This window comes from Streptomyces sp. NPDC053541, assembly GCF_044544705.1.
GTDB lineage: Bacteria > Actinomycetota > Actinomycetes > Streptomycetales > Streptomycetaceae > Streptomyces.
The window spans coordinates 129,571-153,248 of record NZ_JBITXM010000001.1 but is presented as its reverse complement, the minus strand read 5'-3'; the positions used below and the strand labels follow the sequence as shown (position 1 = coordinate 153,248).

Below are 23,678 nucleotides of genomic sequence, written 5' to 3'. Positions count from 1 at the left end.
GCCCATGTCATGCCGCCGACTCACGCCGACGCCGCCGCCCCGTCCTCCCGCATGCCCCTGGCCGTGTACGTCCTCGGCCTCTCCGTCTTCGCCCTCGGCACGAGCGAGTTCATGCTGTCCGGGCTGCTGCCGCCCATCGCCGAGGACATGAACGTGTCCATCCCGCGCGCCGGACTGCTCATCTCGGCCTTCGCGATCGGCATGGTCGTCGGCGCGCCGCTGCTCGCCGTGGCCACCCTCCGGCTGCCCCGCAAGACCACCCTCGTCGCCCTGATCAGCCTCTTCGGCCTCGGCCAGGTCGCCGGCGCGCTCGCGCCGAACTACGCGGTGCTCTTCGTCTCCCGCGTGGTCAGCGCGCTCGCCTGCGCCGGCTTCTGGGCGGTCGGCGCGGCCGTCGCCATCGCCATGGTGCCGATGGGCGCCCGCGCCCGCGCCATGGCCGTGATGATCGGCGGCCTGTCCATCGCCAACGTCCTCGGCGTCCCCGCCGGCGCCTTCCTCGGCGAGCACCTCGGCTGGCGCTCCGCCTTCTGGGCCGTCGGCGCCGCCTCCGCGATCGCCCTCGTCGGCGTCGTCACCCGCATCCCGCACATCCCGCTGCCCGAGACCAGGCCCCGGCTCAAGGGCGAGCTGGTCATCTACCGCGACCGCCAGGTACTGCTCTCCGTCCTCGTGACCGCGCTGGCCGCCGGCGGCGTCTTCTGCGCCTTCTCCTACCTGGCCCCGCTGCTCACCGACGTCTCCGGCCTCGACGAGGGCTGGGTCTCCGGCGTCCTCGCCCTCTTCGGCATCGGCGCGCTCCTCGGCACCTACATCGGCGGCCGGGTCGCCGACGCCCACCTCTTCGGCGTCCTCCTGACCGGCATCACCGCCTCCACCGTCTTCCTGGTGGCCCTGGCCCTGTTCGCGTCCAGCCCGGTGGCGACGGTGGTCCTGACCTTCCTCCTCGGCGTCTCCGCCTTCTACACGGCCCCCGCGCTCAACGCCCGCATGTTCAACGTCGCGGGCGCCGCCCCCACCCTCGCCGGCGCCACCACCACCGCCGCCTTCAACCTCGGCAACACCGGCGGCCCCTGGCTCGGCGGCACCGTCATCGACGCCGGCCTCGGCTTCGCCTCCCCGGCCTGGGCGGGCGCCGCGATGACCCTCCTCGGCCTCGCCGCGGTCACGGTCTCCCTCCGCCTGAGCACCTCCCGCTCGCGGGTGGTGATGGGCGTCTCGGCCGAGGAGCCGGAGCAGGAGACGATCAGCCGCCGCTGACCTCTCTCCTCACCGCCCCCCGCCGGCCCGGAGCCGCCGGCTGCCGTCCCCCTGAGGGCCGCGTGGCGTCCTGCACCAGACGGGTCATCAGGGGGGACGGCTCGACCGCCAACTCGCGGCTCAGCAGCCGCCGGTAGTCCCGGTACCGCTTCACGGCGCAGGCCCGGTTGCCCTCGGCGAGCAGGATCTCGACGAGGATGCGCTGGGCCGTCTCCCTGATCGGGTCGATCTGGGTCGCGGTCAACGCGGTCTGGAACGCGTCCAGATACCGGCCCTCGCGGCGCAGCCGCTCCGCGAGGGCCTCCAGGGCGTGCAGCCGCAGCTGGTCCCAGCGCTCCCGCTCCAGCACCAGCCATTCGTCCGACCACCGGGGCAGCAGTTCCTCCCGGAGCCGGGCGGCCAGGCCCTCGCGCTCCGCGGGCGGAGCGCCGTCCGTCGCCGCCTTCCGGGCCGCGGCCCGTACGAGGTGCAGGTCGACGGCCACGACGGGCGCGAGCCGCAGCCGCCGGTCCACGCACTCGACCGTGGTGACGGGCCCGGCCCGGCGGCCGTGACACAGCGCGGTCCTGAGGTTCGCGGACGCCCTGCTCGGGACGCAGTCGGGCCAGAGCAGCTCGGCTGCCGCACCCCGGTACACGCCGGCGGTCCGCACGGCGAGCAGCGCCAACAGGCGCTGTGCCCCCGAGGGGAGGGGAATGCGGCATCCGGCGTATGAGAGCTCGAAGGCCCCGAGCAGTTCGAGGTATACGCCGTTCGATGACACATCCCTCACTGTGCAACCGGCCGGTGGATCACGCATCCGCTCCCCGCCCCGGCCTCCCCCGCTCCCCACGCCTGCCCCGGCGGGTTCCGGCCCCTCCCCCGCCGCCCGGCTCCGCCGGCTCCCGACCGTTCCCCGGCCCTTCCCGGGCCGCCCCGGCACCCTTCTGACCGGCGCCGCGAACGCCCCGGAAATGCTCGCGCGCACGCTCCGGAAACGCTCCGGCGACGCCGCTTGGACAGTCCGGGTGACGCCGGCGCAACGGCGCCCTCCGACGCTCGTACCGACATGGCATCCGCACCGGTACGGACGGAAGGGCGGATCGGGATGAAGCCTCGGACGGTCCTCGGCGAACTCCGCGCACGGCCGGATGAGCCGTTCGGCGACCCCCGGGTGTGCGTGGCCCTGCTCGACGGCCCGGTCGACCTCGCCCACCCCTGCTTCGCGGGCGCGGACCTGACCCGCCTGGACACCCTCGTCGGGGAACCCGCCGGGAACGGCCCGATGTCCCTCCACGGGACCCATGTCGCCAGCCTCCTCTTCGGCGTCCCCGACGGCCCCGTGCCCGGGCTCGTCCCGCGCTGCCGCGGACTGCTCCTGCCGGTCTTCCGGGACGACGGCAACGGCCGGGTGCCTCAGCTGGACCTGGCCCGCGCCGTCGAGCGGGCGGTCGAGGAGGGCGCGCACGTCATCAACATCAGCGGCGGCGAGCGTGCCGCCGACGGGCAGGCCGACCCGCTGCTGGACCGGGCCCTGCGGCTCTGCGCGGACCGCGGGGTCCTCGTCGTCGCGGCCGTCGGGAACGACGGCGCCGACGCCGTCCAGGTGCCCGCCGCGCACCCCACCGTGCTGGCCGTCGGCGCCGCCGCGGCCGACGGCAGCCCGCTCGACCTCAGCAACGGGGGTGCCGACCACCGCACCCACGCCATCCTCGCCCCCGGCCAGGACATCGAGGGCGCCGCCCCCGGCGGCGGCGTCGCCGCCCTGACCGGGAGCAGTTTCGCCACCCCCCTCGTGGCCGGTACGGCGGCCCTGCTCGTCGCCGCCCAGCTGGCCGGCGGCGGAGCGGCGGACCCCAAGGCCGCGGGGCAGGCGCTGCTCGCGACGGCCACCGCCCCCGACTGCGCCGACCCGGACGCCCGGGCCTGCCGGCGCGGGCTCGGCGGCAGCCTGGACGCCGTCCGGGCCCTCGCCCACGTCACCAGGAAAGAGGAGACAGCCGTGACCACTCCCGCAGCAGCCGCTCCCACTCCCACGCCGTACGAGGCCGGCGCAGCCCACGAGGCCTCCCCAGCGGCGGCGGCCCCCGCACCCGGCGCACCCGTCCCGTCCGGCGCACCCGTCGCACCCGCACCCGTGCCCCCACCCGCACCGCAGGCCCCGGCACCGGTGCCGGCCGGCGTCACCGCCGACGGAGCGGCCCCCGCCCCGCCGCCGACGACCCAAGCCCCGGCACCGGCACCGGCACCGGTCCAGGCGCCGGCTCAGGCCCAGGCCCCGGTGGCCCCCGCCGCGCCACCGGCGCCCGCGCCGACTCCCACGGCCCCCGCGTACGCCCCCGCGCACTCCGGCGTACGCCCCGCGTGCGGATGCGGCGGCGACCCGGCCGGCTGCACCTGCGGAGGCGGTGCGCCCGGCGCGGGGAGCAACGGCCGCCAGTTGGTCTACGCGATCGGCACCATCGGCTTCGACTACCCGACCGAGGCCCGCCGGGACAGCTTCCGCCAGCAGATGCCCTACGTCACGACCACGGTCAACGGCGAGGAGGTCGAACAGGAGCCGGACCCGTACAACGTGAACCAGCTCCGCGACTACCTCCTCGGCGCGCCCTGGGCCTGCGACAAGCTCACCTGGACCCTCGTCATGGACGGCGCCACCGTGTACGCGCTGGAGGCCGAGACACCCGTGGCCATGGACTGGGGTCAGCCCCTGGTGCTGCCGGAAGAGGTCCAGAAGACCCGTAAATCGGTCGCCCAACTCGCCGCCGCGAAGAAGAAGTCCCTGGAGGAGATGCACGCGATGCTGGCCAGCCCCCCGGTGTCGACCGTGTACCGGGTGTTCCGTGACGCCATCGTGGGCCAGGCCATCAACGTCGAGCGCCAGGAGGACCGGCGTGCCGACTACATCTCCCGGGTGTCGATCCCGGGCGTCCTCACCGGCCGCACCACCCGCCTCTACTCCGGCCAGATCGTGCCGGTAGTCGAGGTGAAGAGCCGCGGTCTGTACACCTGGCACGAGTCGCTGCTGGTCGACGCAGTCATGCAGAAGATCCACGAAGAGGGCCGCAAGCAGAAGGTCAAGATCCGCGACGACGACGAACTGCGGCTGACCATCCGCTCCTTCCTCGACAAGATCTACTACCAGTTCCGCAACCTGGGCCAGACCTCGGCGGACCGCGCCCTCAACTTCATGGGCACCAACACCTACTCGTTCAGCAACATGCTGGCCCAGGGACTGCTGTCCGCCAGCAGGGTGCCCGGATCCAGCAAGAACCTGTACGCCCTCGACACGGTCGTCGTCACCAAGAGCCCGTACTGCCGCGTCGGTTCGGACTGCCAGGACGTGACGGTCACCTTCTACGACCCGGAGGACGAGCGCAGGTCCCGGCTCTCGTACCAGTTCACGGTCGACGTGAGCGACGAACTGCCGGTCAGCCTCGCCCCGTTCCACACCTTCCTCGGTTCCTACTGACACCACGAGAGGAGAACCCCATGAACACCCGGCGCACCGCGCCTCCCGGCCGTCCGGGAGCGCTGCCCCTGCTCGCCCGCCCCGTCCGGCGCGACGAGAGCGCGGCCGGAGCGGCGGACGCCCGTACCGGCGTCGGGGCCGCCAAGTCCCCCTGCGCCACCCTGACCGGCCCGGCCAGGCAGATGTGCTACGGCAGTTACGGCGTGGCCACCTGACCGAGCCGTCGAGAAGAACACGCGAAGAGGACACCTCGAAAGGACACCGTGATGTTCGACGAGACCCACACCATCCACGACACCGGCAGCGGCGCCGGCACCCCCCGCCGGTCCGCTCCCGGACAGCTCCGGCCCCAGCTCCCCGCGCAGTCCGCACCGGTCACGCGCGGCCGGGTTCCCGAGGGCTGGGACGCCACCGACGGCGCCGCCGCCAGCGGCCTGCTGGGCAAGCTGGGCGGCCTGCTCGACAACGTCCTGCCGTTCTGAGGACACCCGCCACCACGGGGAACCACCGGAAAGGAGAGCACGATGTTCGAAGCGATCCACGACGAGGACGGCGGCGACCGCACGCCCCGCCGGTCCGCACCCGGACAGCTCCGGCTCCAGCTGCCCCAGCAGTCCGCACCGGTCCGCAGGGGACGGCGGCCCGAGGGCCACGAGGCCTCCGACGGCGCCGCGGCCAGCGGCCTGTTCAACATCCTGGGTCAGACCATCGACGACCTGTTCCCGTTCTGAGCAGCAGGACGAGCACGGGTCCGATCTGAGGAAGCACCATGCGACTCGATCTGCCGAAACAGGCACCGGCGGTGGACCGGCGGGAGCACTACCTGCCCTTCCGCGTCGTCGTCGTCGCCCATCCCCCGGGCGAGGACGAGTTCCTGGTGCACCAGCCGCCGAAGGGCCCCTTCGGGGGCCTGCCGGCCGACCCCGCGCCCCTCGTGCACGGGTACGGGCGCGGCTGGAAGTGCGCCCCGACCGGGGGCTGCCGCTGGGCCGGCGTCCTGTGAAGTCCGACAAGCCCTGGTGAGGGACGGGGAAGGGGCCGGGCCGAGCAACCGGCGGCCCGGCCCCGCAGGGCACCCCGGAAGGAACCGACACCATGACCGCCCTCCGCACGGCCGTCTCCTGGCCGAACGACAAGACGTACCTCTTCTTCGACGACGACACCTACGACCGCTACGACTCCGTCACCGGATTCCGCGAGGACTCCGGCCTGCCGCTCTCCAAGTGGCCCGGCCTCCCCCGCTCGCCCGACGCCTTCGCGTGGTGGGGCGCGGGCAAGGCGTACGCCTTCACCGGAGGCGAGTACCTGCGCTACGACGAGCCGGGCGACAAGACCGACCCCGGCTACCCGCGACCCCTCGCCGGCAACTGGACCGGCCTCTTCCCCTCCGGCGTCGACGCGGCCGTGAACTGGGGAAACGGCAAGCTGTACTTCTTCAAGGGCTCCCAGTACGTGCGGTACGACATCACCGCCGACCGGGTCGACCCCGGCTACCCGCGCCCCGTCGCCGGCAACTGGACCGGGGTGTTCCCCTCGGGCATCGACGCCGTCGCCTACCCGGGCGGGCGGTACGCGTACTTCTTCGGCGGCGGGCAGTACCGGCGCTTCGACGTGGACGCCGACGCGGTGGACGCCGACGGTCCGCTCGACGCCTCGTTCCGCCTCGCACCGACCCCGCCCGGCGCAGTCACCGCGGCCCGTCTCCTCACCCTCGGCCAGGCCAACCAGCTGATGGCGGACCTGCTGCGACGCGGCCACCTCGCCCTGAAGAGCCCGCCGTTCGTCGACGGGCCGGCCGGCATCACGTCACCCAAGCCGAACCAGCGGGTGGTCGTGAGCCCGCCCGTCCTCGGCGGCATGCGCTACACCAACGAGATCGCCCCCGCGGCCACGGTCATCGACAACCTCGACCAGCGCATGCTGATCGCGCTGTACCGCCTCGGCCGCTGGATCAACGCCTCGAAGCCGGACGTCGCCGAACTGCTCCACCTGGGCATCGGCCACGGCAACCCCGCCCACCCCAACGACTGCCACAACCAGGGGCGGGCCATCGACCTCTCCGGCATCACCGGCGAGCTGGACGGGACCGCCTTCACCCGGTCGGTCCTCAAGCACTGGGGCCGGCTGCCGCCGGGACACCAGCAGCCGGGCGTCGTCCGCATCTCCCCGTCGGTCGACCCGCTCGCGTACGGGCTGTTCACGACCGCCTTCCGGTTCGGCACGTTCGAGTGCGAGGGCAACGCGATCGGCGCGAACAACAAGTGGCCCATGCCGGACCTCGCCGGGGGCGGCTTCGTGGTCTACCCGGACCACAAGGACCCCGGGCTCGCGTCCCAGCACCAGGACCACATCCACATGCAGGTCGGCGTCACCAGTCTTCCGTGACGCCGACCCGTGCCCGCGCCCGCGCGTCCCCGCGTCCCCCTCGTCGCTCCTCGGAACGGCTGGACCCGTCAGTACGGCTGGACCAGCACGTGCGCCGCGCCCGGGACGCCCACCTTCAGGAGGGCGTCCTCCTCCGGGGTGGTCGGGGCGCCCATCTCCTGCTTGAGGACGGCTCGGGAGAGGGCCTGGACCCAGAGGGCGCGGGGGCGGCGGCGGGCCTCCCAGGCGGTGAGGGCGGCCGGGACGGTGGGCTCGTCGCGCAGGGCGTCGGCGAGGACGACGGCGTCCTCGACGGCCATCGCCGCGCCCTGTGCCAGGTGCGGGGTGGAGGCGTGGGCGGCGTCGCCGGCGAGGACCACGCGGCCGACGTGCCACGGGTCCTCCACCGTCACCTGCGAGATGCGGGTGTAGACGACGGAGGCCGGGTCGGTGACGGCGGCCAGGGCCTCGGCGACCGGCCCGGAGAAGGCCGCCAGGCGCTTGGCGAGCTCCTCGTGCGCGGTGTCCGGGCCGGGCCGGAAGTCCTCGTCCTCGGCGAACACCACGCCCAGGTACATGAGTTCGTCCGTGATCGGGGTGAGCAGCGCCTTCGCCTCCTGGCCCGCCATGCACATCACGACGCCCCGCACCTGCGGCTGACGCGGCACGGTCACCCGCCAGTTGGCGAAGCCGGTGTACTCGGGGGTGTAGCGGTCGCCGTAGAGGCGGGTGCGCAGCGGGGAGCCGATGCCGTCGAAGCCGACGACGAGGTCCCAGCGCCCGGCGGAGCCGTCGGTGAGCGTCACGTCGACGCCCTCGCCGTCGTCGTCGAGCGTGGCGATCGTGGCGCCGAAGCGGATCGTGGCACCGGCGGCCCGGGCGGCGTCGCCGAGCAGCGCGGCCAGCGCGGGGCGCGGGATGCCGTTCGCGGGCGGGGCGTCGCCCATCCGCGGCTGCGGGATCTCGGCGCGCGGGGTGCCCGCCGGGTCGGCGATGGTGAGGATCTCCCACTCGAAGCCCGCCTCCAGGCAGGCGTCGAGCACACCGGCCTCGCGCATGGCGTGCAGAGCGTTGGAGGGCTGGATGATGCCCACGCCCAGCGCGTCCAGCTCGTCGCGGACCTCCACGACCTCCACGGTGTGGCCGCGACGGGCCAGCAGGGTGGCGGCCGTGAGACCGCCTATCCCGCCGCCGTGGACGAGGACGCGCAGGGGGGATGCCATCTCGGGTGCCTCCAGGGGCTTCGGGCCTTCAGGGCCGCAGGGCTTCGGTCGTACGGGGTGAGACGGGGGTGAGACGAGAGTGAGACGGGGGTGCGGAAAGGTCAGGCCGGGGTCGGGGCGGCGGCCGGGTCCGGGAGGGTCATCAGGTGGTCGACCAGCGCCAGCAGCGTCTCCTTGCCGAAGGCCCGCTGCCGCACGTCGCCGATGAGGAGCGGCACGTGCGGGTCCAGGTCGAGCGCGGACCGGATCTCCTCCGGCGTCCGGGTGTTGACCCCGTGGAAGCAGTTGATCGCCACGACGAACGGGATGTGGCGGCTCTCGAAGAAGTCGATGGAGGCGAAGCTCGTGTCGAGGCGGCGGGTGTCGGCGATGACGACCCCGCCCAGGGCGCCGTTGACCAGGTCGTTCCACATGAACCAGAAGCGTTCCTGGCCCGGGGTGCCGAAGAGGTAGACGACGACCTCGTCGCTCACCGTGATCCGGCCGAAGTCCAGGGCGACGGTCGTGGTCTCCTTGGCGCCGACCCCGGCCAGGTCGTCCACCCCGACGCTGGCCGAGGTGAGGTACTCCTCGGTGCGCAGCGGGGTGACCTCGCTGACCGCGCCGACCAGGGTGGTCTTGCCGACGCCGAAGCCGCCGGCGACGAGGATCTTGACGGCGGCGGGGGCCGCGGCGGCGCCGGCCGTGGCACCGGCCGGGACGAAGGTGCTGGTCATGGGTGTCAGAGTCTCCGGATTCCGTCGCGGACGGCAGCCAGCAGGCTGTGCGGGGCGCCGCCGGCGGCCCGGGCCACCGACAGCGGGGCGCGGGCCGTGATCAGGCCGAGGGCGACCAGGTCGCCGAGCAGGATCTTGGTCACCGACACGGGAAGGCCGAGGGCGGCGGCGACCTCCGCGAGCGCCTTGGCGCGGCGGCAGTGGTCGAGGATCAGCCGGTGTTCGGGCTGGAGTCGCTGGGGGCGGAGCGGCCGGCCGAACTCGTCGAGGGGCTCCTCGACGGTGCTGATCACCGTGATGAGGGTGAGGTCGTCCCGTTCGGGCGCGGTGCGGCCACGGGTCACGGTGTACGGACGGACCAGCGTGCCCGAGTCGTCCTCGTAGCCGTCGGCGTCCCCGTGGTCGTCGGCGTCCCCGTGGTCGTCGGCGTCCCCGTGGTCGTCGGTGATCCCGTAGCCGCCGGTGTTCTCGGGCGCGAGGCCCTGCTCCCAGCCCGCGTTCATCCGAGGGGCCCGGCCTGGTTGCCGAAGGCGTCGAACGCGGTACGGGCCGGCGTCCCCAGCTTCTGGCCCACCTGCTGGACCAGCTGGTGCATGGCCAGCGACATCACCTCGGCGTCGACCTCCTGCGAGGCCACGACGGCGAGGTGGCTGCCCTGCCCGGCGGCCACGATGAACAGCCACAGCTCGGCGAGCTCGACGATCACCTGGTGGACCGGGCCGCCGTCGAAGAGCTGACCGACCCCGCGGGCCAGGCTCTGCTGGCCGGTGCAGATCGCGGCCAGCCGCTCGGCCGAGGCCCGGTCGAGGGACCGGGAGTGGCTGATGACCAGGCCGTCGTCGGAGAGCAGCACGGCGCTGCGGGTCTCGGCGACGGACTCCACCAGTCCGTCGAGCAGCCAGTCCAGCTCCTGGTGGGTGGCGGTGGTGCGGGTCATGACCAGTCTTCTCTCGTGGAGGGGGAGGAGGGATGGGGCGGGGACGGGGGCGGGGTCTGGGCCGGGGCAGCGGCCGGGGCCGGGGCCGGGGTCCGGGTCTGTGCGCGGGCCTCCCGCGAACGGCGCTGGAACGCACCGATCGTCGCCCCGGCCCGCCGGGGCACCGGCCGCAGCAACGGCTCGGTCCGCCAGTCCGGCGGAGGCGGCGCCGTCTGCGCCCCGGACGCCTCCGGGTCGACCCGCAGCTCGTCGACGAGACTCGCCTGCCGCACCCGCCGCGGCAGCGGCTGGTCGGAGCCGAGGCCGGTGCCGGCACTGGGGGTGGGCTCGGGGGCGGTCTCGTACGGGTACGGGCGGGGGCTGTGCTCCTCGTACGGGGCCGGGCTCCGGTGCTCGTACGGGTCGGGGCTCTCCGTCCCGTACGGGGCCACGCCCTCGCCGCTCCCGTACGAAGCGGGACTCTCCGTCCCGTACGGGGCCACGCCCTCGCCGCTCCCGTACGGAGCGGGACTCTCCGTCCCGTACGAGGCCACGCCCTCGCCGCTCCCGTACGGAGCGGGACTCTCCGTCCCGTACGGTGCCGGACTCTCCGTCCCGTACGAAGCGGGACTCTCCGTCCCGTACGAGGCCGCGCGCTCGCCGCTCCCGTACGCGAACGGCTCCTCCGGCAGCCGGTGTTGGCCCGTCACCTCGGCCATGGCCCGGCCGCGGCCCCGCATGGGCAACGCCCCCTCGGCGGGTCCGGCGGGTCCGGCGGGCGCGGCCTGTCGGGGCAGCGGTGTGACGACCGGCGCCGGGGCCGGGGCCTGCCCCTGGGGGGCGGGCGCGGGGAACGACGTACCGTCGCCCGCCTTCCCGACACCCCCCATAACTCCCGGCTCCCCCGTCTCCCCGGCCTCCGCCACGAGTTCGTTCGGCACCAGGACGACCGCCCGCGTGCCGCCGTACACCGAGGAGCGGAACTCGACCCGCAGGCCGTGCTGGGCGGCGAGGCGGGAGACCACGTGCAGGCCGAGGCGGATGTCCTCGGTGTGGGCGAGGAGGTCCATCCGGGGCGGGTGGGCCATCAGCTCGTTGAGCTCGGCGAGCCGGTCCTCCTCCATGCCGAGGCCGCGGTCCTCGACCTCGATCGCCAGGCCGCGGCCGACCCGGGTGGCGCGGACCTCGACGGGGTGGGGCGGGCCGGAGAAGGTCAGCGCGTTCTCGATGAGTTCGGCGAGGACGTGGGTGACCGGGCCGACCGCGCGCGGCGCGATCCACGGGCTGCCGTCGAGGTCGAGCATGACCCGCCGGTAGTCCTGCACCTCGCCCTGGGCGGAGCGCATGATGTCGAGCAGCGCGACCGGGCGGCGCCAGCGGCGCTGCGGGGAGCCGCCCGCGAGGATGACCAGGTTCTCCTCGTAGCGGCGCAGGCGGGCCGTGAGGTGGTCGAGGCCGAAGAGGTCCTCCAGGAGCTCGGGGTCCTCGTGCCGGTGCTCCAGGTCGTTCAGCTTCTTGAGCTGCTGGCCGATGAGCTGCTGGGTGCGGCGGGCGATGCGCTGGAGCAGGCGCTCGAAGCCGCGGTGCTGGTCGGCCTGGCGGATGGCGGCCTCGACGGCGCTGGCCCGGGCGAGGTTGAACGCCTCGCCGAGGCGGGTGAGTTCGTCGTCGGCGCGGTCGTGCTCGTCCTGCTGGACGCGCAGCACCTCGGCCTCGACGTCGATGCGTTCGCCCTTGCCGAGCCGTTCGACGATGTCGGGGAGGCTGTGTTCGAGGGCCTCGGCCTGCTCGCGGAGGAGTTCGATGCGGCGGCGCAGGGTGCGGGTGAGGCGCCAGGTGACGGTGATGACGGCGGCGATGGCGAGCAGGCCGACGAGGGTGGTGAGGACCATGCTGCGGAGCAGTGCCATGACGCTGCCCTTGCCCTCCTCGACGACCTTGCCGGTGCGGAGTTCGAGGAGCGTCTCGATCCGGTCCTCGACGCCGTCGACGGCACTGCTCCAGGCCGTCTCGTCGGCGGTCAGGGCGACGGTGCCGCCGGGGCCGGTGCGCCCCGGGGCGAGGATGGCGTTCTCGATGGCGGTCTTGGTGCGCCACTGCGGGCTGTCGACGATCGCGTCCCACTGGGCCCGCTCGTCGGGCGGGAGGTAGGGGACGACGAGGGAGTCGTAGACCAGCGGCTGCGCGGAGACGAGCCGGCGGAACTCGGCGAACTCGCGGGCGGTCAGGGTGCGGTCGCCCCAGCCGCGGGAGAGCAGGGCGTCCGAGCGGGAGATCATCTCCTTGACCCGGAAGAGGTCGACGAGGGGCTGCGAGAGCGTGGTGATGCGCCCGTTGTCGACGTGGCTGAGGGCGGCGAAGAGGTCGAGGTCGACCGCGATCAGCTCGGTGTAGTAGTCGTACACCGCCTGCTGCTGGTCCTCGTCGCCGCTGTCGACCAGGGAACGCTGGGCGTCGAGCCGGGCGATGGCGGCGCGGGCGCCGGCCACGGCGTCCAGGACCTCCTGGGGCGCACCGTCCTCGGAGACGTCGGAGAGCGTCTGGAACTGCCGGACGGCCTCGTCGGTACGGGCCCGCTGCTCCTTCAGGGCCGCGGCGGCGCCGGGGTGTCCGTGGAGGACCTCGGCGCTGAGCCGGCGTTCCTCCTGGAGGTTGTAGTAGACGAGGTTGGAGGGCTGGCCCGCCTTCTCGGCGAGCAGGCCCTGGCCGGCCTGGCGCTGGAAGTCGAGGAAGACCTGCCCGCTGGTGACGGCCCAGAGGGCGACCAGGGCGAGGGCGGGGACGAAGGCGACGACCAGCAGGGTTCGCCCCAGTGACAGGGAGGACGTCCTGCGGGTCCGCTGAGGCGTGCGCTTGCGCAGGGCGTGCTCCTCGACAGCGAACGGAGGGAACCCGTTCGAACCCACATGTGCTTCGACGCCTGCATAGTATTCACCGACGAAACACAAGCGGTCACTAGGTGTGCGGAAGCGATCGTTCCACGCCAGGAAATCGCCTATTCCACGCCAGGAGTTGAAGCCGGGCGCCCCTTCGGTCGGCGCAGCCCCGCCGCCGTCAGCCGCCGCACCAGCTCCTTCGAACCGACCTCGACCGCGCCGGCCGCGACCGCGGCGGCGTAGTGGTCGGAGGGCACGTCGTAGTGGTCGCGCTCGAAGGCGCGCGGCGGGCAGCCGATCGCCGCCGCGAAGGCGTGCAGTTCGTCGAAGGAGCGGTCGCTGACCAGGTGCGACCACATGCGGCCGTGGCCGGGCCAGGTCGGCGGGTCGATGTAGAGGGTCACGTCAGGCCGCCCACCGGGGCGACCACCACTCCCTGCTTGCCGCACACCCAGTGCGGGTCCGGGCCCATCTCCGGCTCCACGTCCAGCGCGTGCGGGTCGCCGGAGGAGCAGACCGGGCAGAGCGGCCAGCGCCCGTACCGTTCGAGCAGGGCGTCCTGGACGTCCTGGGCGACCAGACCGGCCACGTAGGCCCGGCCCTCCGGCCACTGCTCGACCCACCAGCGGCGGTGCGCGACCGCCTCCTCGACCATCGACACGACCTCGGCCATGGCCACCTCGCGGGCCGCCAGGTCGGCGAGGACCAGCGCCCGGGCGGCATGGAGGGACTGCTCCAGGGGGTCGATGTCATCCATGTTCACATTGTCGCCCTTCTTGACGCCCCCCTCCGCCCGAAAATATCTTTCACGTGTGACCCATGATGTGAAGGAAAGTTTCACGGGCGCAACCGTGCCCCCCGGACCCCCCGCCGGCCCGGCCGCACCCGCCTCGGCACCGCCCGCGCCCGCCGCGCTCGCGGCGAAGGTGCGCACCCTGGCCCCCTCCATGACCCGCTCCATGCAGCGGGTCGCCGAGGCCGTCGCCGGGGACCCGGCGGGCTGCGCCGCCCTCACCGTCACCGGTCTCGCCGAGCTCACCGGCACCAGCGAGGCCACCGTCGTCCGCACCGCCCGCCTGCTCGGCTACCCCGGCTACCGCGACCTGCGGCTCGCCCTCGCCGGCCTCGCCGCCCAGCAGCAGTCCGGCCGCGCCCCCTCGGTCACCGCCGACATCGCCGTCGACGACCCGGTCGCCGACGTGGTCGCCAAGCTCGCGTACGACGAGCAGCAGACCCTCGCCGACACCGCCGCCGGGCTCGACACCGTCCAGCTCGGCGCCGCCGTCGCCGCGCTCGCCGCCGCCCGCCGCATCGACATCTACGGCGTCGGCGCCTCCGGACTCGTCGCCCAGGACCTCGGCCAGAAGCTGCTCCGCATCGGCCTCGTCGCCCACGCCCACAGCGACCCGCACCTCGCCGTCACCAACGCCGTGCAGCTGCGCTCCGGCGACGTCGCCATCGCCATCACCCACTCCGGCTCCACCGGTGACGTCATAGAACCGCTGCGCGTGGCCTTCGACCACGGCGCCACCACGGTCGCCATCACCGGCCGCCCCGACGGCCCCGTGGCGCAGTACGCCGACCACGTGCTCACCACCTCCACCGCCCGCGAGAGCGAGCTGCGCCCCGCGGCCATGTCGTCCCGCACCAGCCAGCTCCTGGTCGTGGACTGCCTGTTCACCTGCGTCACGCAGCGCACGTACGAGACGGCGGCCCCGGCCCTCGCGGCCTCGTACGAGGCCCTGGCCCACCGCCACTCCCCCCGCAGCCGCTGACGCCCCGCACCCCGATGACACCCGACCACCGCTGACGCCCCACCACCGCTGACACCCGACACCCGCTGACGCCCCACCACCGCTGACGCCCGACACCCGCTGACGCCCCGCACCGCTGACGCCGAAAAGAGCCACCGTGTCCGCCGCCTACTCCGAACTGCGCGCCCAGCTCGCCACCCTCACCACCGAGGCCTTCCGCCCCGAGCTCGCCGAGATCGACCGGCTGCCGACCGCCGAGATCGCCGCCCTGATGAACCGCGAGGACCAGACCGTCCCCGCCGCCGTCGCCCGGCAGCTCCCCGCCATCGCCGCCGCGATCGACGCCACCGCCGAGCGGATGGCCCGCGGCGGCCGGCTCGTCTACCTGGGCGCCGGGACGGCCGGCCGGCTCGGCGTGCTCGACGCCAGCGAGTGCCCGCCCACCTTCAACACCGACCCCTCCCAGGTCGTCGGCCTGATCGCGGGCGGCCCCTCCGCCCTGGTCACGTCCGTCGAGGGCGCCGAGGACTCCAAGGAGCTCGCCGTCGCGGACCTCACCGCGCTCGGCCTCACGCCCGACGACACCGTGGTCGGCATCTCCGCCTCCGGCCGCACCCCGTACGCCGTCGGCGCCGTCGAGCACGCCCGCGCCCTCGGCGCGCTCACCATCGGCCTGGCCTGCAACGCGGACAGCGCGCTCGCCGCCGCCGCCGAGCACGCCATCGAGGTCGTGCCCGGACCCGAACTCCTCACCGGATCCACCCGGTTGAAGGCGGGCACCGCGCAGAAGCTGGTGCTCAACATGATCTCGACCATCACGATGATCCGGCTCGGCAAGACCTACGGAAACCTGATGGTCGACGTCCGCGCCTCCAACGACAAGCTCCAGGCCCGCTCGCGCCGCATCGTCGCGCTCGCCACCGGAGCGCCCGACGAGCAGATCGAGGCCGCCCTCGCCGCCGCCGACGGAGAGGTGAAGACGGCCATCCTCATGATCCTCGCCGACATCGATGCCAAGGCCGCCGAGCAGCGGCTGAGCGATTCCCGCGGCCACCTGCGCGCGGCGCTGCACGCGGCGGGGCCCACGCCGTGACACTCGGAGCGTGAGCACAGACGACCAGAACCGCGCCCTCGCCGCCGCGATCCTCCCCCTCGTCGGCGGGCCCGCGAACGTCACCTCCGTGGCCCACTGCATGACCCGGCTCCGCCTCGGTCTGCGGGACCGCTCGCTCGTCCAGGACGAGGCCCTGAGGGCCCTTCCGGCCGTGCTGGGCGTGGTGGAGGACGACACGTACCAGATCGTCCTGGGCCCGGGAACGGTCGCCCGGGTGACCCCGGAGTTCGAGGCCCTGGTGGCCGAGGCTCCGGTCGCCGAGGCCCCGGTCGCCGAGGCAGCGGCCGGGTCCGCCCAGACCGCGCACACCGCGCACGCACTCGCCGACCGGGGCGCGGCCCTCAAGGCGGCGCGGAAGGCGCGTAACGCCACCCCGTTCAAGCTCCTCCTCCGCCGGATCGCGAACGTCTTCGTCCCGCTGATCCCCGCCCTCATCGGCTGCGGCATCATCGCCGGCCTCAACGGCCTGCTGGTCAACCTCGGCTGGCTGCCGGGCGTCACCCCGGCGCTCGCCGCCGTCGCGAGCGGCTTCATGGCCCTCATCGCGGTCTTCGTCGGCCACAACACCGCGAAGGAGTTCGGCGGCACGCCGATCCTCGGCGGCGCGGTCGCCTCCGTCATCGTCTTCGCGGGCGTCGCCAAGGTCGAGGTCTTCGGCCGGACCCTCTCCCCCGGCCAGGGCGGTGTGCTGGGCGCGCTCGGCGCGGCCGTCCTCGCCGTGTACGTGGAGAAGTGGTGCCGCCGCCGGGTCCCGGAGGCGCTCGACGTCCTCGTCACCCCGACGCTGACCGTCCTGGTCTCCGGACTGGTCACGGTCTTCGGCCTGATGTACGTGGCCGGCGAGGTCTCACAGGCGATCGGCGACGTCGCGAACGGCCTCCTGGCCCACGCGGGCGCGGGCGCCGGCCTCGTCCTCGGCGGCCTGTTCCTGCCGCTGGTGATGCTGGGCCTGCACCAGGCCCTCATCCCCCTCCACACCACCCTCATCGAGCAGCAGGGCTACACCGTCCTGCTGCCGATCCTCGCGATGGCGGGCGCCGGCCAGGTCGGCGCGGCCATGGCCGTCTACCTGCGCCTGCCCCGCAACGGCTCGCTCCGCCGCACCATCAGGTCGGCCCTGCCGGCCGGCTTCCTCGGCGTCGGCGAACCCCTCATCTACGGCGTCTCGCTCCCGCTGGGCCGCCCCTTCGTCACGGCCTGCGTGGGCGGCGCCCTCGGCGGCGGCTTCGTCGGCCTGTTCAACATGCTCGGCGACAAGGTCGGCTCCACCGCGATCGGCCCCTCCGGCTGGGCCCTCTTCCCCCTCCTCGACGGCAACAAGGGCCTCGGCGAGACCGTCGCGATCTACGCGGGCGGCCTGCTGGTCGGCTATGCGGCGGGCTTCCTGGCCACGTACTTCTTCGGCTTCAGCAGGGAGATGCTGGAGGAGTTCGACGTGGACACCGAGCAGAGGACGGAGCCGGCGGCCGAGCAGGCCCCCGGGCGGGCCACCGCACCGGCGGCCGAACCGGCGCCCGAGCCCGCGCCGGGCACACCCCCGCCCGCCGGCCCCGAGCCCGCGCCGGGCACACCCCCGCCCGCCGGCCCCGAGCCCGCGCCGGGCACACCGCCGTCCGCCGGCCCCGGGCCCGCGCCGGTGACCGCCGAGCCCTGACGGCTCCGTCCGATGCCTCAGCGACAGGTCACGTCGGCGGCCGGACGCTCGCCCGTCAGCAGGAAGCGGGTGACCGTCCGGTCGCCGCAGGCGTTGCCGTTCGACAGGTACATGCCGTGGCCGCCCCGGTCGACCGACACCATCCGCGCCCTCGGGCCCAGGGCCTCGCGCATCGCGAGACCGGAGGAGTGCGGGGTGGAGGGGTCACGCAGGCCCTGGATCATCAGGACGTTGGAGGGGCCGTCGGACGTGAGCCGGGCGGGCCGCTCGGCCGGGGTGTCCTTCCAGAAGGAGCACGGCGTGATGTTCACCGGCATGCCCGCCGTCAGCGGGTGCGCGGCCCGGTCGGCCGCGACCGCGCGCCGGTGGTCCTCGACGGAGCCGCGCCAGCGCACGTCGTTGCAGACCACGCCGACGGTCACCGTCGCGTCCTCGTCCGGCATCGGCCCGGCGAGCACCGGCGGCAGCACGGGCACCCCGTCGGGGTCGGCGGCCTGCCGCACCAGACGGGCGAAGTCGGCGAAGGCCGCGTCGGAGTAGAGGGCGTTCTGCAGGGCCTGCCGCAGCAGGTTGCCGGTCAGCGGCACCCCCGGCGTGGCCGACGGCTTCGGCGCCCGGTCGAGCCGGGCGGCCAGGCCGAGCACCAGGGGCCGCACCTCCTCGGGCCGCTCCGCGAGCCGCAGCCCGTCCCGTACCCGGTCGGGGTGCGCGGCCCAGGCGGCGAAGTCCGGGAAGCGGTCGTCGGCACCGCGCGCCATGTCCCGCAGCCAGCCCTGGGCGACCGTCGCCGGGTTCGGGTCGGCGCTGCTGTCGAGCACGATCCGGTCGGTGCGGCGCGGGAACTTCTGCGCGTACTGCGCGGTGACGTAGGTGCCGTACGAGTTCGCCCACGCCGAGACGCGGCGCTCGCCGAGCGCCTGCCGCAGCCGGTCCATGTCCCGCACCTGGTTCGGCGTGGTCAGACTCCGCAGCACGGCGCCGCCGTTGCGGGCACAGGCCTCGGCGACCCGGCGCGAACGCTCGACGTTCGCGTCGATCGAGCCGTCGGCGGCGGGCCAGGCGCGCAGGGTCACCAGGCGCCGGTCGGCGGCGTCGAGCCCGCAGTGCGCCTTGACGCTGCCGCCGACCCCGCGCGGATCGAAGGCCACCAGGTCGTACGTGCCGCCGAGCTGCTCCTTCAGCGCCGCGCCCTTCGCGCTCAGCCGCTGCACACCCGAACTGCCGGGTCCGCCGGCCACCACCAGCAGGGTGCCGCGCCGGGCGCCGGGGCCGGACGCCCGGATCCGCGACACGGCGAGGTCGACCTGCGGGCCGCGCGGGTCGGCGTAGTCGAGCGGCACGCGCAGCGTGGCGCACTCCTGCCCGAGCCCGGCGGGCCCGCAGGAACTCCAGGCGAGGACGGGGGCGGGGACGGGGGCGGCGGAAGAGGTGCCGCCTGGGGCGAGACCAAGGCCGAGGGCGAGGGCGGCGGTTGCGGCGATGCCGGCGTAAGTCGTCATGCGGCAAGCCTCGTTGACCGCGTCCCGTCACCCCATCCGGCAGGCGGGCCGGTACGGGGTGGGGCCAGCCCCCTACGATCCACGGCATGACCGACACCCCGCCCGACGCCGCCCGCACCGCTTCGATCGCCGCGATCGCCGCCGACCTCGCGCCCACCGGAACGCTGCGCGCCTCCATCAACCTCGGCAACCCGGTCCTCGCCCAGGGCACCCCCGACGCCCCGGCCGGCATCACCGTGGACCTCGCCCGCGAGATCGGCGCCCGGCTCGGCCTGCCCGTGGAACTGCTCTGCTTCGACGCCGCCCGCAAGTCGTACGAGGCGATGGCGACCGGCCGCGCCGACCTCTGCTTCCTCGCCGTGGACCCGGCCCGGGAGGCGGAGGTCGCGTTCACCGCCCCGTACGTCCTCATCGAGGGCGTCTACGTGGTCCCCCGCGACTCCGCCCTGCGCACCCCGCAGGACGTGGACGCGCCCGGCGTGCGCATCGGCGTGAAGGCGGGCTCCGCCTACGACCTGTACCTCGGGCGCACGCTGGCGCACGCCACCGTGGTGCGGGGCGAGGAGGGCGTCGACACCTTCGTCGCCCAGGGCCTGGAGGCGGGCGCGGGCATCCGCCAGCCGATGACCGCCTACGCCGCCGCGCACCCGGAGGTCCGCCTCGTCGAGGAGCGCTTCATGGAGATCCGCCAGGCCGTCGGCACGACCGGCACCCGAGCCCCGGAGACCGTCGCCTTCCTCCGCGCCACCGTGGAGGAGCTGAAGGCGAACGGCTTCGTCACCGCCGCCCTCGCCCGCGCCGGCCAGGACCCGGCCCTGGCGGCCCCGCCCGCGTAGGACCTCCCGTCGGCGCAGGACGCGGGGCGCTCACGGCATCCGCGGCTCCCGGTTGAGCGCCCGCACCCGCGCCCGCAGCACCTCGCCCGGCGGCGCGGGCGCCAGGGCCTCGGGCGGACAGTCCCACTCCCGCCCGCCACCGGGCGGCCGCAGCTGGAGACAGGGCCCTTCGTGCCCCATGACCTGCCCGATCCGCCCGTCGCGGGTGTCGATGACGTACGCACCGGGCGCCGTCACCGGCCGCCCTCCCGGGCGAGGGCGACGACGAGCCGCTGGGCGGTGTCGAGGTTGCAGCGCCCGAGCTCGACGAGGGGATGCGTGAGGGTGCCGCCGGAGGCGGCGAAGGTGACGGGGTCCACGCCGAGGGACGGGAGGACGATCCCGTGGGAGGCGAGTCCGGCCTTGAGGCGGCGGACGACGTCCTGGACCTGATCCGTGCCGGGTGAGGTGGGCATTGTAGCGACCTTTCCACTCTGTGTATCGATTTCGCTTACGGAGAGTGTCGGCAGGATGCATGCTGGGGAACAGTGAGTTCGCCCCAACAACCCCAGATGCCCAAGCGGGAGTTGATATGGCTGAGGCCAGGAAGAAGAAGGACCCTCCCCTGTCCCCCCGGGCGATAATCGGCGCGGAACTGCGCCACGCGCGCGAGCGGAAGGGCGTGAGCCAGGAGGCCCTGGGCGAGCTGGTCTTCGTCAGCGGCTCGTACATCGGCCAGATGGAGGCGGGCACCCGCCGCATCCGCCCGGAGATGGCCGTCCAACTGGACGAGGCGTTGGACACGAACGGCTTCTTCGAGCGCAACTGCAAGGCGGCGAACAAGTCGAAGTACCCGGACCACTTCGCGGAGGCGGCGGAGGCGGAAGCGGAGGCGACGGGCATCAAGGAGTTCGCCCCGCTGCTGATCCCGGGCCTGCTCCAGACCCCGGCGTACGCGAGGGAGGTCTTCCGCGCGTACCAGCCGACGGCGCCGGAGGACGAGATCGACGATCTGGTGTCGGCGCGGCTGGAACGCGGCCGGTTGCTGGACGACCCAACAAAGCCCTTGTTGTGGGTGGTGTTGGGAGAGGCGGTGCTGAGGCAGGTGGTCGGCGGCCCGGCGGTGATGGCGGAGGCGCTGCGCCACATCGCGGGGCTTGCGAGGAGCCATCGGGTGATCGTGCAGGTGGTGCCGTTCGGGGCGGGAGCGTATGGCCCGATGACCGGGTCTTTGAAGCTGATGTCCTTCGAGGACGCCCCGCCCCTGGCGTACCTCCAAGGCCTGGGCACCGGCCGGCTGGAGGACGATCCGGCCACGGTCGCGCAGCTCACGCTGACCTACGATCTGCTCGGGGCCACCGCGCTGTCCCCGCGAGATTCCCTGGCCCTGATCGAGTCCGTGGCGGAGGATTACGCCCATGAAGATCGAGATCTCTGAGTACGACCTGAGCACGGCCGTGTGGGTCAAGTCCAGCCTCAGCGGCGGCAGCGGCGGCGACTGCGTCGAGGTCGCCACCTGGCGCAAGTCCTCGTACAGCGGCGGGGACGGCGGTGACTGCCTCGAAGTCGCCGACGGCCACCCCGGCGTCGTCCCCGTGCGCGACTCCAAGGTCCCGGACGGAGCAAAGCTCGTGTTCCGCACCGGCGCCTGGTCCGCCTTCGTGGACGCCCTGAAGTAGGGCACCGTGCGGCCGCCCTCTCTCCGAGAGTCGCGCCCTCCGCCGCCGCGTCAAGGGCGCCTTCGGCGTCGCTTCGCGATGGGCTTCGCCCACCCTTGACCCGGCGGCTGCGGGTGCGTGAAAGCTCTCGGAGGGCGGCCCGGGGGAGCGGGCCGCGCAGGAGATCCGGGGAGTCGTGTCCGCCGTGGGCGAGTGACGGCCCCGTGGGTGGGTGCGCAGTCGTGGAATGGGGTGCCCCATCAAGGCTTGGCGCCAACGGGCCGCCTTCGGGCGGGGATTCATGCCCCGCTGTTCACTGCAGGTGGGGCGAACTCCGCTCGCGCGGGCCTCTTAGGAGCCCTGCCCACCTCCGCAGTCACACAGGCCCCATGAGCCCCACGGAGGCCCGGAATTGCGCCCCTTCCATCGCATCGGAGCGGAGTTCCGGGCGCCATCGGCATGCAAACTCCGCAACCGCGGGCCACAGACGCCCGCCGATCACCTCCGGAGTCACACACATCCCATGCGCCCCACCCAGGGGCGGGGATTGCGCCCTTTGCATACGGCCGTGACCAGCGGGGCATGAATCCCGGCCCCACGACGGCCGTATGCCGCCGAGACGGCCCTGGGCACCCCATTCCACGACCGCGCACCCCCACCCCACCGGGCCGTCGGTCGCGCACGGCGCCCGGCCCAGGTGGGGCCTGTCCGCGTGGCCGGGCCCCCGGCCGCCCTCCGAGTGGGGAAAGGCTCCCGGAGCCGCCGGGTCAAGGGTGGCCGCAGGTCATCGCGGAGCGACGCGACCGCAGGGAGCGCCCTTGAGGCGGTGGCGGAGGGGGCCACACTCGGAGAGAGGGCGGCCGCACCAGAAGCCCACCGGAAACCCCCGCCCCGAGGGCCCCGGCCCCGCCCCGGAAAACGGCTCCAGAAACCGTCCCGAGCACCCCCCGAAACCCCCTCCAGGCGGCCCTGGGCGCCCCCTCCACGCGCCCGCCACCCCCTCCCCGTACCCCCGCGTCGCGCCCCTCCCCGTACGCCCGCCAGAACCCCACCCCACACCTCGTTGCACACCACCTGACCTGGGCTTTTATGCACGTCTCCCCTAGCGTTTCCCTGACACGGAAGGGGACCCGCATGGACCGCTCGACCCGTACCGCCGACGACGTACTCCGCCTCCTCGACGGGCTGTTCGCCGAGGACGCCGACAAGTGGCAGGGCTTCTACGACGACCGTTCGCGGCCCGTGCCGTTCTTCGTCGACAAGCCGGACGAGTGCCTGGTCGCCCACGTCGAGGCCGGGCTCGTGCCGGCGGGCGGGCGGGTGCTGGACCTGGGGTGCGGGCCGGGGCGGAACGCCCGCTATCTCGCCGAGCGGGGCTTCGCGGTCGACGCCGTGGACCTCTCGGCGGGCGCGCTCGCCTGGGCGCGGGAGCGGGCGGAGGCGGCCGGTCTCCCGGTCCGTTTCCTGCACGGGGACGCGTTCACGACGGACCTGGTCGAGGGCCCGTACGACCTGGTCCACGACTCCGGCTGCTTCCACCACATCGCGCCGCACCGCCGCGTCACGTACCTCGACTTCCTCGCCCGTCACCTCGCCCCCGGCGGCCACTTCTCCCTCACCTGCTTCGCCGCCGGCCCCGACGGCATGGGCTCCGAACTCCCCGACACCGCCTTCTACCGCGACGCCTCCCTCCACGGCGGCCTCGCCTACACCGCCGAGTCCCTGCGCACCCTCTTCTCGTCCTACGAGGAACGCGCACTCCGCCGCATGCACGACGAGCCGGCCGACTCCCCCCACTTCGGCGAACCCTTCCTCTGGACGGCCCTCTTCCGCCGCCCCGCCGCAAATCCGTGGCCGGGCGGCGCGCCGGCGCCTACCCTGCGGGCATGAGCCATGGGAAGACCTCGTACGTGTGCCTTCCGTGCCGCGCCTCGTACAAGCAGCCGCACGACGCCGCGTACGACGCCGCGCGCGAGCGGCGCTGTCCGCGGTGCGCGCGGGTGATGATCCACGCGGGCTCGGCCTTCCAGCCGCCCAAGCGGCGTGACCGGGACGCCTGGCGCGCCCTGTCGGTCGTCCTCAACGCCGGCATCGGCTTCCACAAGTCCTGCTGCGGTGGCCCCGGCTGGCGTCCGCGCACCCTCCGCGAGGTGAAGGAGCGCACGGCCTACGCCCGCCGCACCGGCGAGCCCGTGGCCCGTGCGCTGCTGCGCTACGACCTGCCCTGAGCAGGTTTTTCCGGCCCCGAAGCTCAAGCGTCGAGATTCGGGCCGTCTTTCTGGGGATGGGGATGGGCCTGGGTTCAACCCGCCCACCCACCCCGCGAGTTGACGGTCCGCGACCGACTTGCCACGCAGCGTCATATGCCTCTAGCGTGT

The 23,678-nt window shown here is 74.0% G+C and carries 26 protein-coding genes; 15 read left to right on the top strand and 11 right to left on the bottom strand.

The features are described 5' to 3' along the window. Nucleotides 1–51 precede the first annotated feature (51 nt). On the top strand, nucleotides 52–1,260 hold the full coding sequence (locus ACIGW2_RS00810; protein ID WP_399840913.1) for a Cmx/CmrA family chloramphenicol efflux MFS transporter: 1,209 nt from the start codon (nucleotides 52–54) through the stop codon (nucleotides 1,258–1,260). On the opposite strand, the gene ACIGW2_RS00805 is transcribed toward ACIGW2_RS00810, so the two are convergent. Further along, nucleotides 1,247–2,023: a BTAD domain-containing putative transcriptional regulator gene (locus ACIGW2_RS00805; RefSeq protein WP_391652810.1), complete on the bottom strand. Its 777-nt coding sequence runs from the start codon at nucleotides 2,021–2,023 to the stop codon at nucleotides 1,247–1,249. The genes ACIGW2_RS00810 and ACIGW2_RS00805 overlap by 14 nt on opposite strands. 324 nt (nucleotides 2,024–2,347) lie before the next feature. Here ACIGW2_RS00805 and ACIGW2_RS00800 point away from each other — a divergent pair, with 324 nt between their 5' ends. The 6 genes from ACIGW2_RS00800 to ACIGW2_RS00775 all read left to right on the top strand — a co-directional run bounded on the left by ACIGW2_RS00800 (nucleotide 2,348) and on the right by ACIGW2_RS00775 (nucleotide 7,096). Further along, nucleotides 2,348–4,711, top strand: coding sequence for a S8 family serine peptidase (locus ACIGW2_RS00800; protein ID WP_391652811.1), 2,364 nt, complete (start codon nucleotides 2,348–2,350; stop codon nucleotides 4,709–4,711). Between the two features lie 20 nt (nucleotides 4,712–4,731). Next, nucleotides 4,732–4,926 (top strand): hypothetical protein, encoded by a 195-nt coding sequence (locus ACIGW2_RS00795; protein ID WP_391652812.1) that lies wholly within the window; start codon nucleotides 4,732–4,734, stop codon nucleotides 4,924–4,926. 51 nt (nucleotides 4,927–4,977) lie between these two features. Further along, nucleotides 4,978–5,193, top strand: coding sequence for a hypothetical protein (locus ACIGW2_RS00790; protein ID WP_391652813.1), 216 nt, complete (start codon nucleotides 4,978–4,980; stop codon nucleotides 5,191–5,193). Between the two features lie 42 nt (nucleotides 5,194–5,235). After that, nucleotides 5,236–5,442, top strand: a complete 207-nt coding sequence (locus ACIGW2_RS00785) for a hypothetical protein (RefSeq protein WP_361587341.1) — start codon at nucleotides 5,236–5,238, stop codon at nucleotides 5,440–5,442. A 38-nt stretch (nucleotides 5,443–5,480) separates the two neighbouring features. Next, nucleotides 5,481–5,714, top strand: a complete 234-nt coding sequence (locus ACIGW2_RS00780) for a hypothetical protein (protein ID WP_361587343.1) — start codon at nucleotides 5,481–5,483, stop codon at nucleotides 5,712–5,714. Between the two features lie 92 nt (nucleotides 5,715–5,806). Then, nucleotides 5,807–7,096, top strand: a complete 1,290-nt coding sequence (locus ACIGW2_RS00775) for a hemopexin repeat-containing protein (protein ID WP_391652814.1) — start codon at nucleotides 5,807–5,809, stop codon at nucleotides 7,094–7,096. 68 nt (nucleotides 7,097–7,164) lie between these two features. On the opposite strand, the gene ACIGW2_RS00770 is transcribed toward ACIGW2_RS00775, so the two are convergent. The 7 genes from ACIGW2_RS00770 to ACIGW2_RS00740 form a co-directional block, all read right to left on the bottom strand. Beyond that, nucleotides 7,165–8,298, bottom strand: coding sequence for an FAD-dependent monooxygenase (locus tag ACIGW2_RS00770; protein WP_399840426.1), 1,134 nt, complete (start codon nucleotides 8,296–8,298; stop codon nucleotides 7,165–7,167). A 101-nt stretch (nucleotides 8,299–8,399) separates the two neighbouring features. After that, nucleotides 8,400–9,014 (bottom strand): GTP-binding protein, encoded by a 615-nt coding sequence (locus tag ACIGW2_RS00765; protein ID WP_399840425.1) that lies wholly within the window; start codon nucleotides 9,012–9,014, stop codon nucleotides 8,400–8,402. A gap of 5 nt (nucleotides 9,015–9,019) precedes the next feature. Next, complete coding sequence (locus tag ACIGW2_RS00760; protein WP_399840424.1) at nucleotides 9,020–9,517, bottom strand: DUF742 domain-containing protein; 498 nt, start codon at nucleotides 9,515–9,517, stop codon at nucleotides 9,020–9,022. After that, nucleotides 9,514–9,951 (bottom strand): roadblock/LC7 domain-containing protein, encoded by a 438-nt coding sequence (locus tag ACIGW2_RS00755; protein WP_361587350.1) that lies wholly within the window; start codon nucleotides 9,949–9,951, stop codon nucleotides 9,514–9,516. Before ACIGW2_RS00755 ends, ACIGW2_RS00760 begins: the two co-directional genes overlap by 4 nt. After that, a complete protein-coding gene (locus ACIGW2_RS00750; RefSeq protein WP_399840422.1) occupies nucleotides 9,948–12,836 on the bottom strand; it encodes a nitrate- and nitrite sensing domain-containing protein in 2,889 nt (962 codons plus the stop codon). The genes ACIGW2_RS00755 and ACIGW2_RS00750 overlap by 4 nt, the downstream gene beginning before the upstream one ends. Before the next feature lie 89 nt (nucleotides 12,837–12,925). Beyond that, nucleotides 12,926–13,210 carry a DUF4031 domain-containing protein gene (locus ACIGW2_RS00745; protein ID WP_361587354.1) on the bottom strand — a complete coding sequence of 95 codons (285 nt, stop codon included), beginning with the start codon at nucleotides 13,208–13,210 and terminating at the stop codon, nucleotides 12,926–12,928. Further along, complete coding sequence (locus ACIGW2_RS00740; RefSeq protein WP_356061375.1) at nucleotides 13,207–13,563, bottom strand: hypothetical protein; 357 nt, start codon at nucleotides 13,561–13,563, stop codon at nucleotides 13,207–13,209. The genes ACIGW2_RS00745 and ACIGW2_RS00740 overlap by 4 nt, the downstream gene beginning before the upstream one ends. A 55-nt stretch (nucleotides 13,564–13,618) precedes the next feature. Here ACIGW2_RS00740 and ACIGW2_RS00735 point away from each other — a divergent pair, with 55 nt between their 5' ends. The 3 genes from ACIGW2_RS00735 (at nucleotide 13,619) to ACIGW2_RS00725 (ending at nucleotide 17,328) form a co-directional block, all read left to right on the top strand. After that, nucleotides 13,619–14,581: a MurR/RpiR family transcriptional regulator gene (locus ACIGW2_RS00735; protein WP_391652819.1), complete on the top strand. Its 963-nt coding sequence runs from the start codon at nucleotides 13,619–13,621 to the stop codon at nucleotides 14,579–14,581. A gap of 136 nt (nucleotides 14,582–14,717) precedes the next feature. Continuing rightward, complete coding sequence (gene murQ / locus ACIGW2_RS00730; RefSeq protein ID WP_391652820.1) at nucleotides 14,718–15,653, top strand: N-acetylmuramic acid 6-phosphate etherase; 936 nt, start codon at nucleotides 14,718–14,720, stop codon at nucleotides 15,651–15,653. Nucleotides 15,654–15,663: 10 nt separating this feature from the next. Then, nucleotides 15,664–17,328 carry a PTS transporter subunit EIIC gene (locus ACIGW2_RS00725; protein WP_391652821.1) on the top strand — a complete coding sequence of 555 codons (1,665 nt, stop codon included), beginning with the start codon at nucleotides 15,664–15,666 and terminating at the stop codon, nucleotides 17,326–17,328. Between the two features lie 17 nt (nucleotides 17,329–17,345). Here the strand turns inward: ACIGW2_RS00725 and ACIGW2_RS00720 are convergent, their stop codons facing one another. Continuing rightward, nucleotides 17,346–18,827 (bottom strand): alpha/beta hydrolase, encoded by a 1,482-nt coding sequence (locus ACIGW2_RS00720; protein ID WP_399840419.1) that lies wholly within the window; start codon nucleotides 18,825–18,827, stop codon nucleotides 17,346–17,348. Nucleotides 18,828–18,913: 86 nt separating this feature from the next. On the opposite strand from ACIGW2_RS00720, the gene ACIGW2_RS00715 reads away from it, so the two are divergent. Next, nucleotides 18,914–19,663: a transporter substrate-binding domain-containing protein gene (locus tag ACIGW2_RS00715; RefSeq protein WP_399840417.1), complete on the top strand. Its 750-nt coding sequence runs from the start codon at nucleotides 18,914–18,916 to the stop codon at nucleotides 19,661–19,663. 30 nt (nucleotides 19,664–19,693) lie between these two features. Here the strand turns inward: ACIGW2_RS00715 and ACIGW2_RS00710 are convergent, their stop codons facing one another. Next, nucleotides 19,694–19,900, bottom strand: coding sequence for a hypothetical protein (locus ACIGW2_RS00710; protein WP_356061386.1), 207 nt, complete (start codon nucleotides 19,898–19,900; stop codon nucleotides 19,694–19,696). Next, the gene (locus ACIGW2_RS00705; RefSeq protein ID WP_399840415.1) at nucleotides 19,897–20,118 is read right to left on the bottom strand and encodes a hypothetical protein; all 222 of its coding nucleotides are present in this window, start codon (nucleotides 20,116–20,118) and stop codon (nucleotides 19,897–19,899) included. Before ACIGW2_RS00705 ends, ACIGW2_RS00710 begins: the two co-directional genes overlap by 4 nt. 116 nt (nucleotides 20,119–20,234) lie before the next feature. Between ACIGW2_RS00705 and ACIGW2_RS00700 the strand changes: the two genes are divergently transcribed. From ACIGW2_RS00700 to ACIGW2_RS00685, 4 genes are all read left to right on the top strand, one after another. Continuing rightward, on the top strand, nucleotides 20,235–21,080 hold the full coding sequence (locus tag ACIGW2_RS00700) for a helix-turn-helix domain-containing protein (protein WP_391652825.1): 846 nt from the start codon (nucleotides 20,235–20,237) through the stop codon (nucleotides 21,078–21,080). After that, nucleotides 21,061–21,321, top strand: a complete 261-nt coding sequence (locus ACIGW2_RS00695) for a DUF397 domain-containing protein (RefSeq protein ID WP_391652826.1) — start codon at nucleotides 21,061–21,063, stop codon at nucleotides 21,319–21,321. Before ACIGW2_RS00700 ends, ACIGW2_RS00695 begins: the two co-directional genes overlap by 20 nt. A gap of 1,113 nt (nucleotides 21,322–22,434) precedes the next feature. Next, nucleotides 22,435–23,190, top strand: coding sequence for a class I SAM-dependent methyltransferase (locus tag ACIGW2_RS00690; RefSeq protein ID WP_399840414.1), 756 nt, complete (start codon nucleotides 22,435–22,437; stop codon nucleotides 23,188–23,190). Further along, nucleotides 23,187–23,528, top strand: coding sequence for a deoxyxylulose-5-phosphate synthase (locus tag ACIGW2_RS00685; RefSeq protein WP_356061399.1), 342 nt, complete (start codon nucleotides 23,187–23,189; stop codon nucleotides 23,526–23,528). Before ACIGW2_RS00690 ends, ACIGW2_RS00685 begins: the two co-directional genes overlap by 4 nt. Nucleotides 23,529–23,678: the final 150 nt, after the last annotated feature.

Excerpts from the sequence above, each read along its gene's own strand:
- ACIGW2_RS00810 (WP_399840913.1), top strand. The coding sequence starts at position 52 with ATGCCCCTGGCCGTGTACGTCCTCGGCCTCTCCGTCTTCGCCCTCGGC.
- ACIGW2_RS00800 (WP_391652811.1), top strand. The coding sequence starts at position 2,348 with ATGAAGCCTCGGACGGTCCTCGGCGAACTCCGCGCACGGCCGGATGAG.
- ACIGW2_RS00795 (WP_391652812.1), top strand. The coding sequence starts at position 4,732 with ATGAACACCCGGCGCACCGCGCCTCCCGGCCGTCCGGGAGCGCTGCCC.
- ACIGW2_RS00790 (WP_391652813.1), top strand. The coding sequence starts at position 4,978 with ATGTTCGACGAGACCCACACCATCCACGACACCGGCAGCGGCGCCGGC.
- ACIGW2_RS00785 (WP_361587341.1), top strand. The coding sequence starts at position 5,236 with ATGTTCGAAGCGATCCACGACGAGGACGGCGGCGACCGCACGCCCCGC.
- ACIGW2_RS00780 (WP_361587343.1), top strand. The coding sequence starts at position 5,481 with ATGCGACTCGATCTGCCGAAACAGGCACCGGCGGTGGACCGGCGGGAG.
- ACIGW2_RS00775 (WP_391652814.1), top strand. The coding sequence starts at position 5,807 with ATGACCGCCCTCCGCACGGCCGTCTCCTGGCCGAACGACAAGACGTAC.
- ACIGW2_RS00770 (WP_399840426.1), bottom strand. The coding sequence starts at position 8,298 with ATGGCATCCCCCCTGCGCGTCCTCGTCCACGGCGGCGGGATAGGCGGT.
- ACIGW2_RS00765 (WP_399840425.1), bottom strand. The coding sequence starts at position 9,014 with ATGACCAGCACCTTCGTCCCGGCCGGTGCCACGGCCGGCGCCGCCGCG.
- ACIGW2_RS00760 (WP_399840424.1), bottom strand. The coding sequence starts at position 9,517 with ATGAACGCGGGCTGGGAGCAGGGCCTCGCGCCCGAGAACACCGGCGGC.
- ACIGW2_RS00755 (WP_361587350.1), bottom strand. The coding sequence starts at position 9,951 with ATGACCCGCACCACCGCCACCCACCAGGAGCTGGACTGGCTGCTCGAC.
- ACIGW2_RS00740 (WP_356061375.1), bottom strand. The coding sequence starts at position 13,563 with ATGGATGACATCGACCCCCTGGAGCAGTCCCTCCATGCCGCCCGGGCG.
- ACIGW2_RS00720 (WP_399840419.1), bottom strand. The coding sequence starts at position 18,827 with ATGACGACTTACGCCGGCATCGCCGCAACCGCCGCCCTCGCCCTCGGC.
- ACIGW2_RS00715 (WP_399840417.1), top strand. The coding sequence starts at position 18,914 with ATGACCGACACCCCGCCCGACGCCGCCCGCACCGCTTCGATCGCCGCG.
- ACIGW2_RS00705 (WP_399840415.1), bottom strand. The coding sequence starts at position 20,118 with ATGCCCACCTCACCCGGCACGGATCAGGTCCAGGACGTCGTCCGCCGC.
- ACIGW2_RS00700 (WP_391652825.1), top strand. The coding sequence starts at position 20,235 with ATGGCTGAGGCCAGGAAGAAGAAGGACCCTCCCCTGTCCCCCCGGGCG.
- ACIGW2_RS00695 (WP_391652826.1), top strand. The coding sequence starts at position 21,061 with ATGAAGATCGAGATCTCTGAGTACGACCTGAGCACGGCCGTGTGGGTC.
- ACIGW2_RS00690 (WP_399840414.1), top strand. The coding sequence starts at position 22,435 with ATGGACCGCTCGACCCGTACCGCCGACGACGTACTCCGCCTCCTCGAC.
- ACIGW2_RS00685 (WP_356061399.1), top strand. The coding sequence starts at position 23,187 with ATGAGCCATGGGAAGACCTCGTACGTGTGCCTTCCGTGCCGCGCCTCG.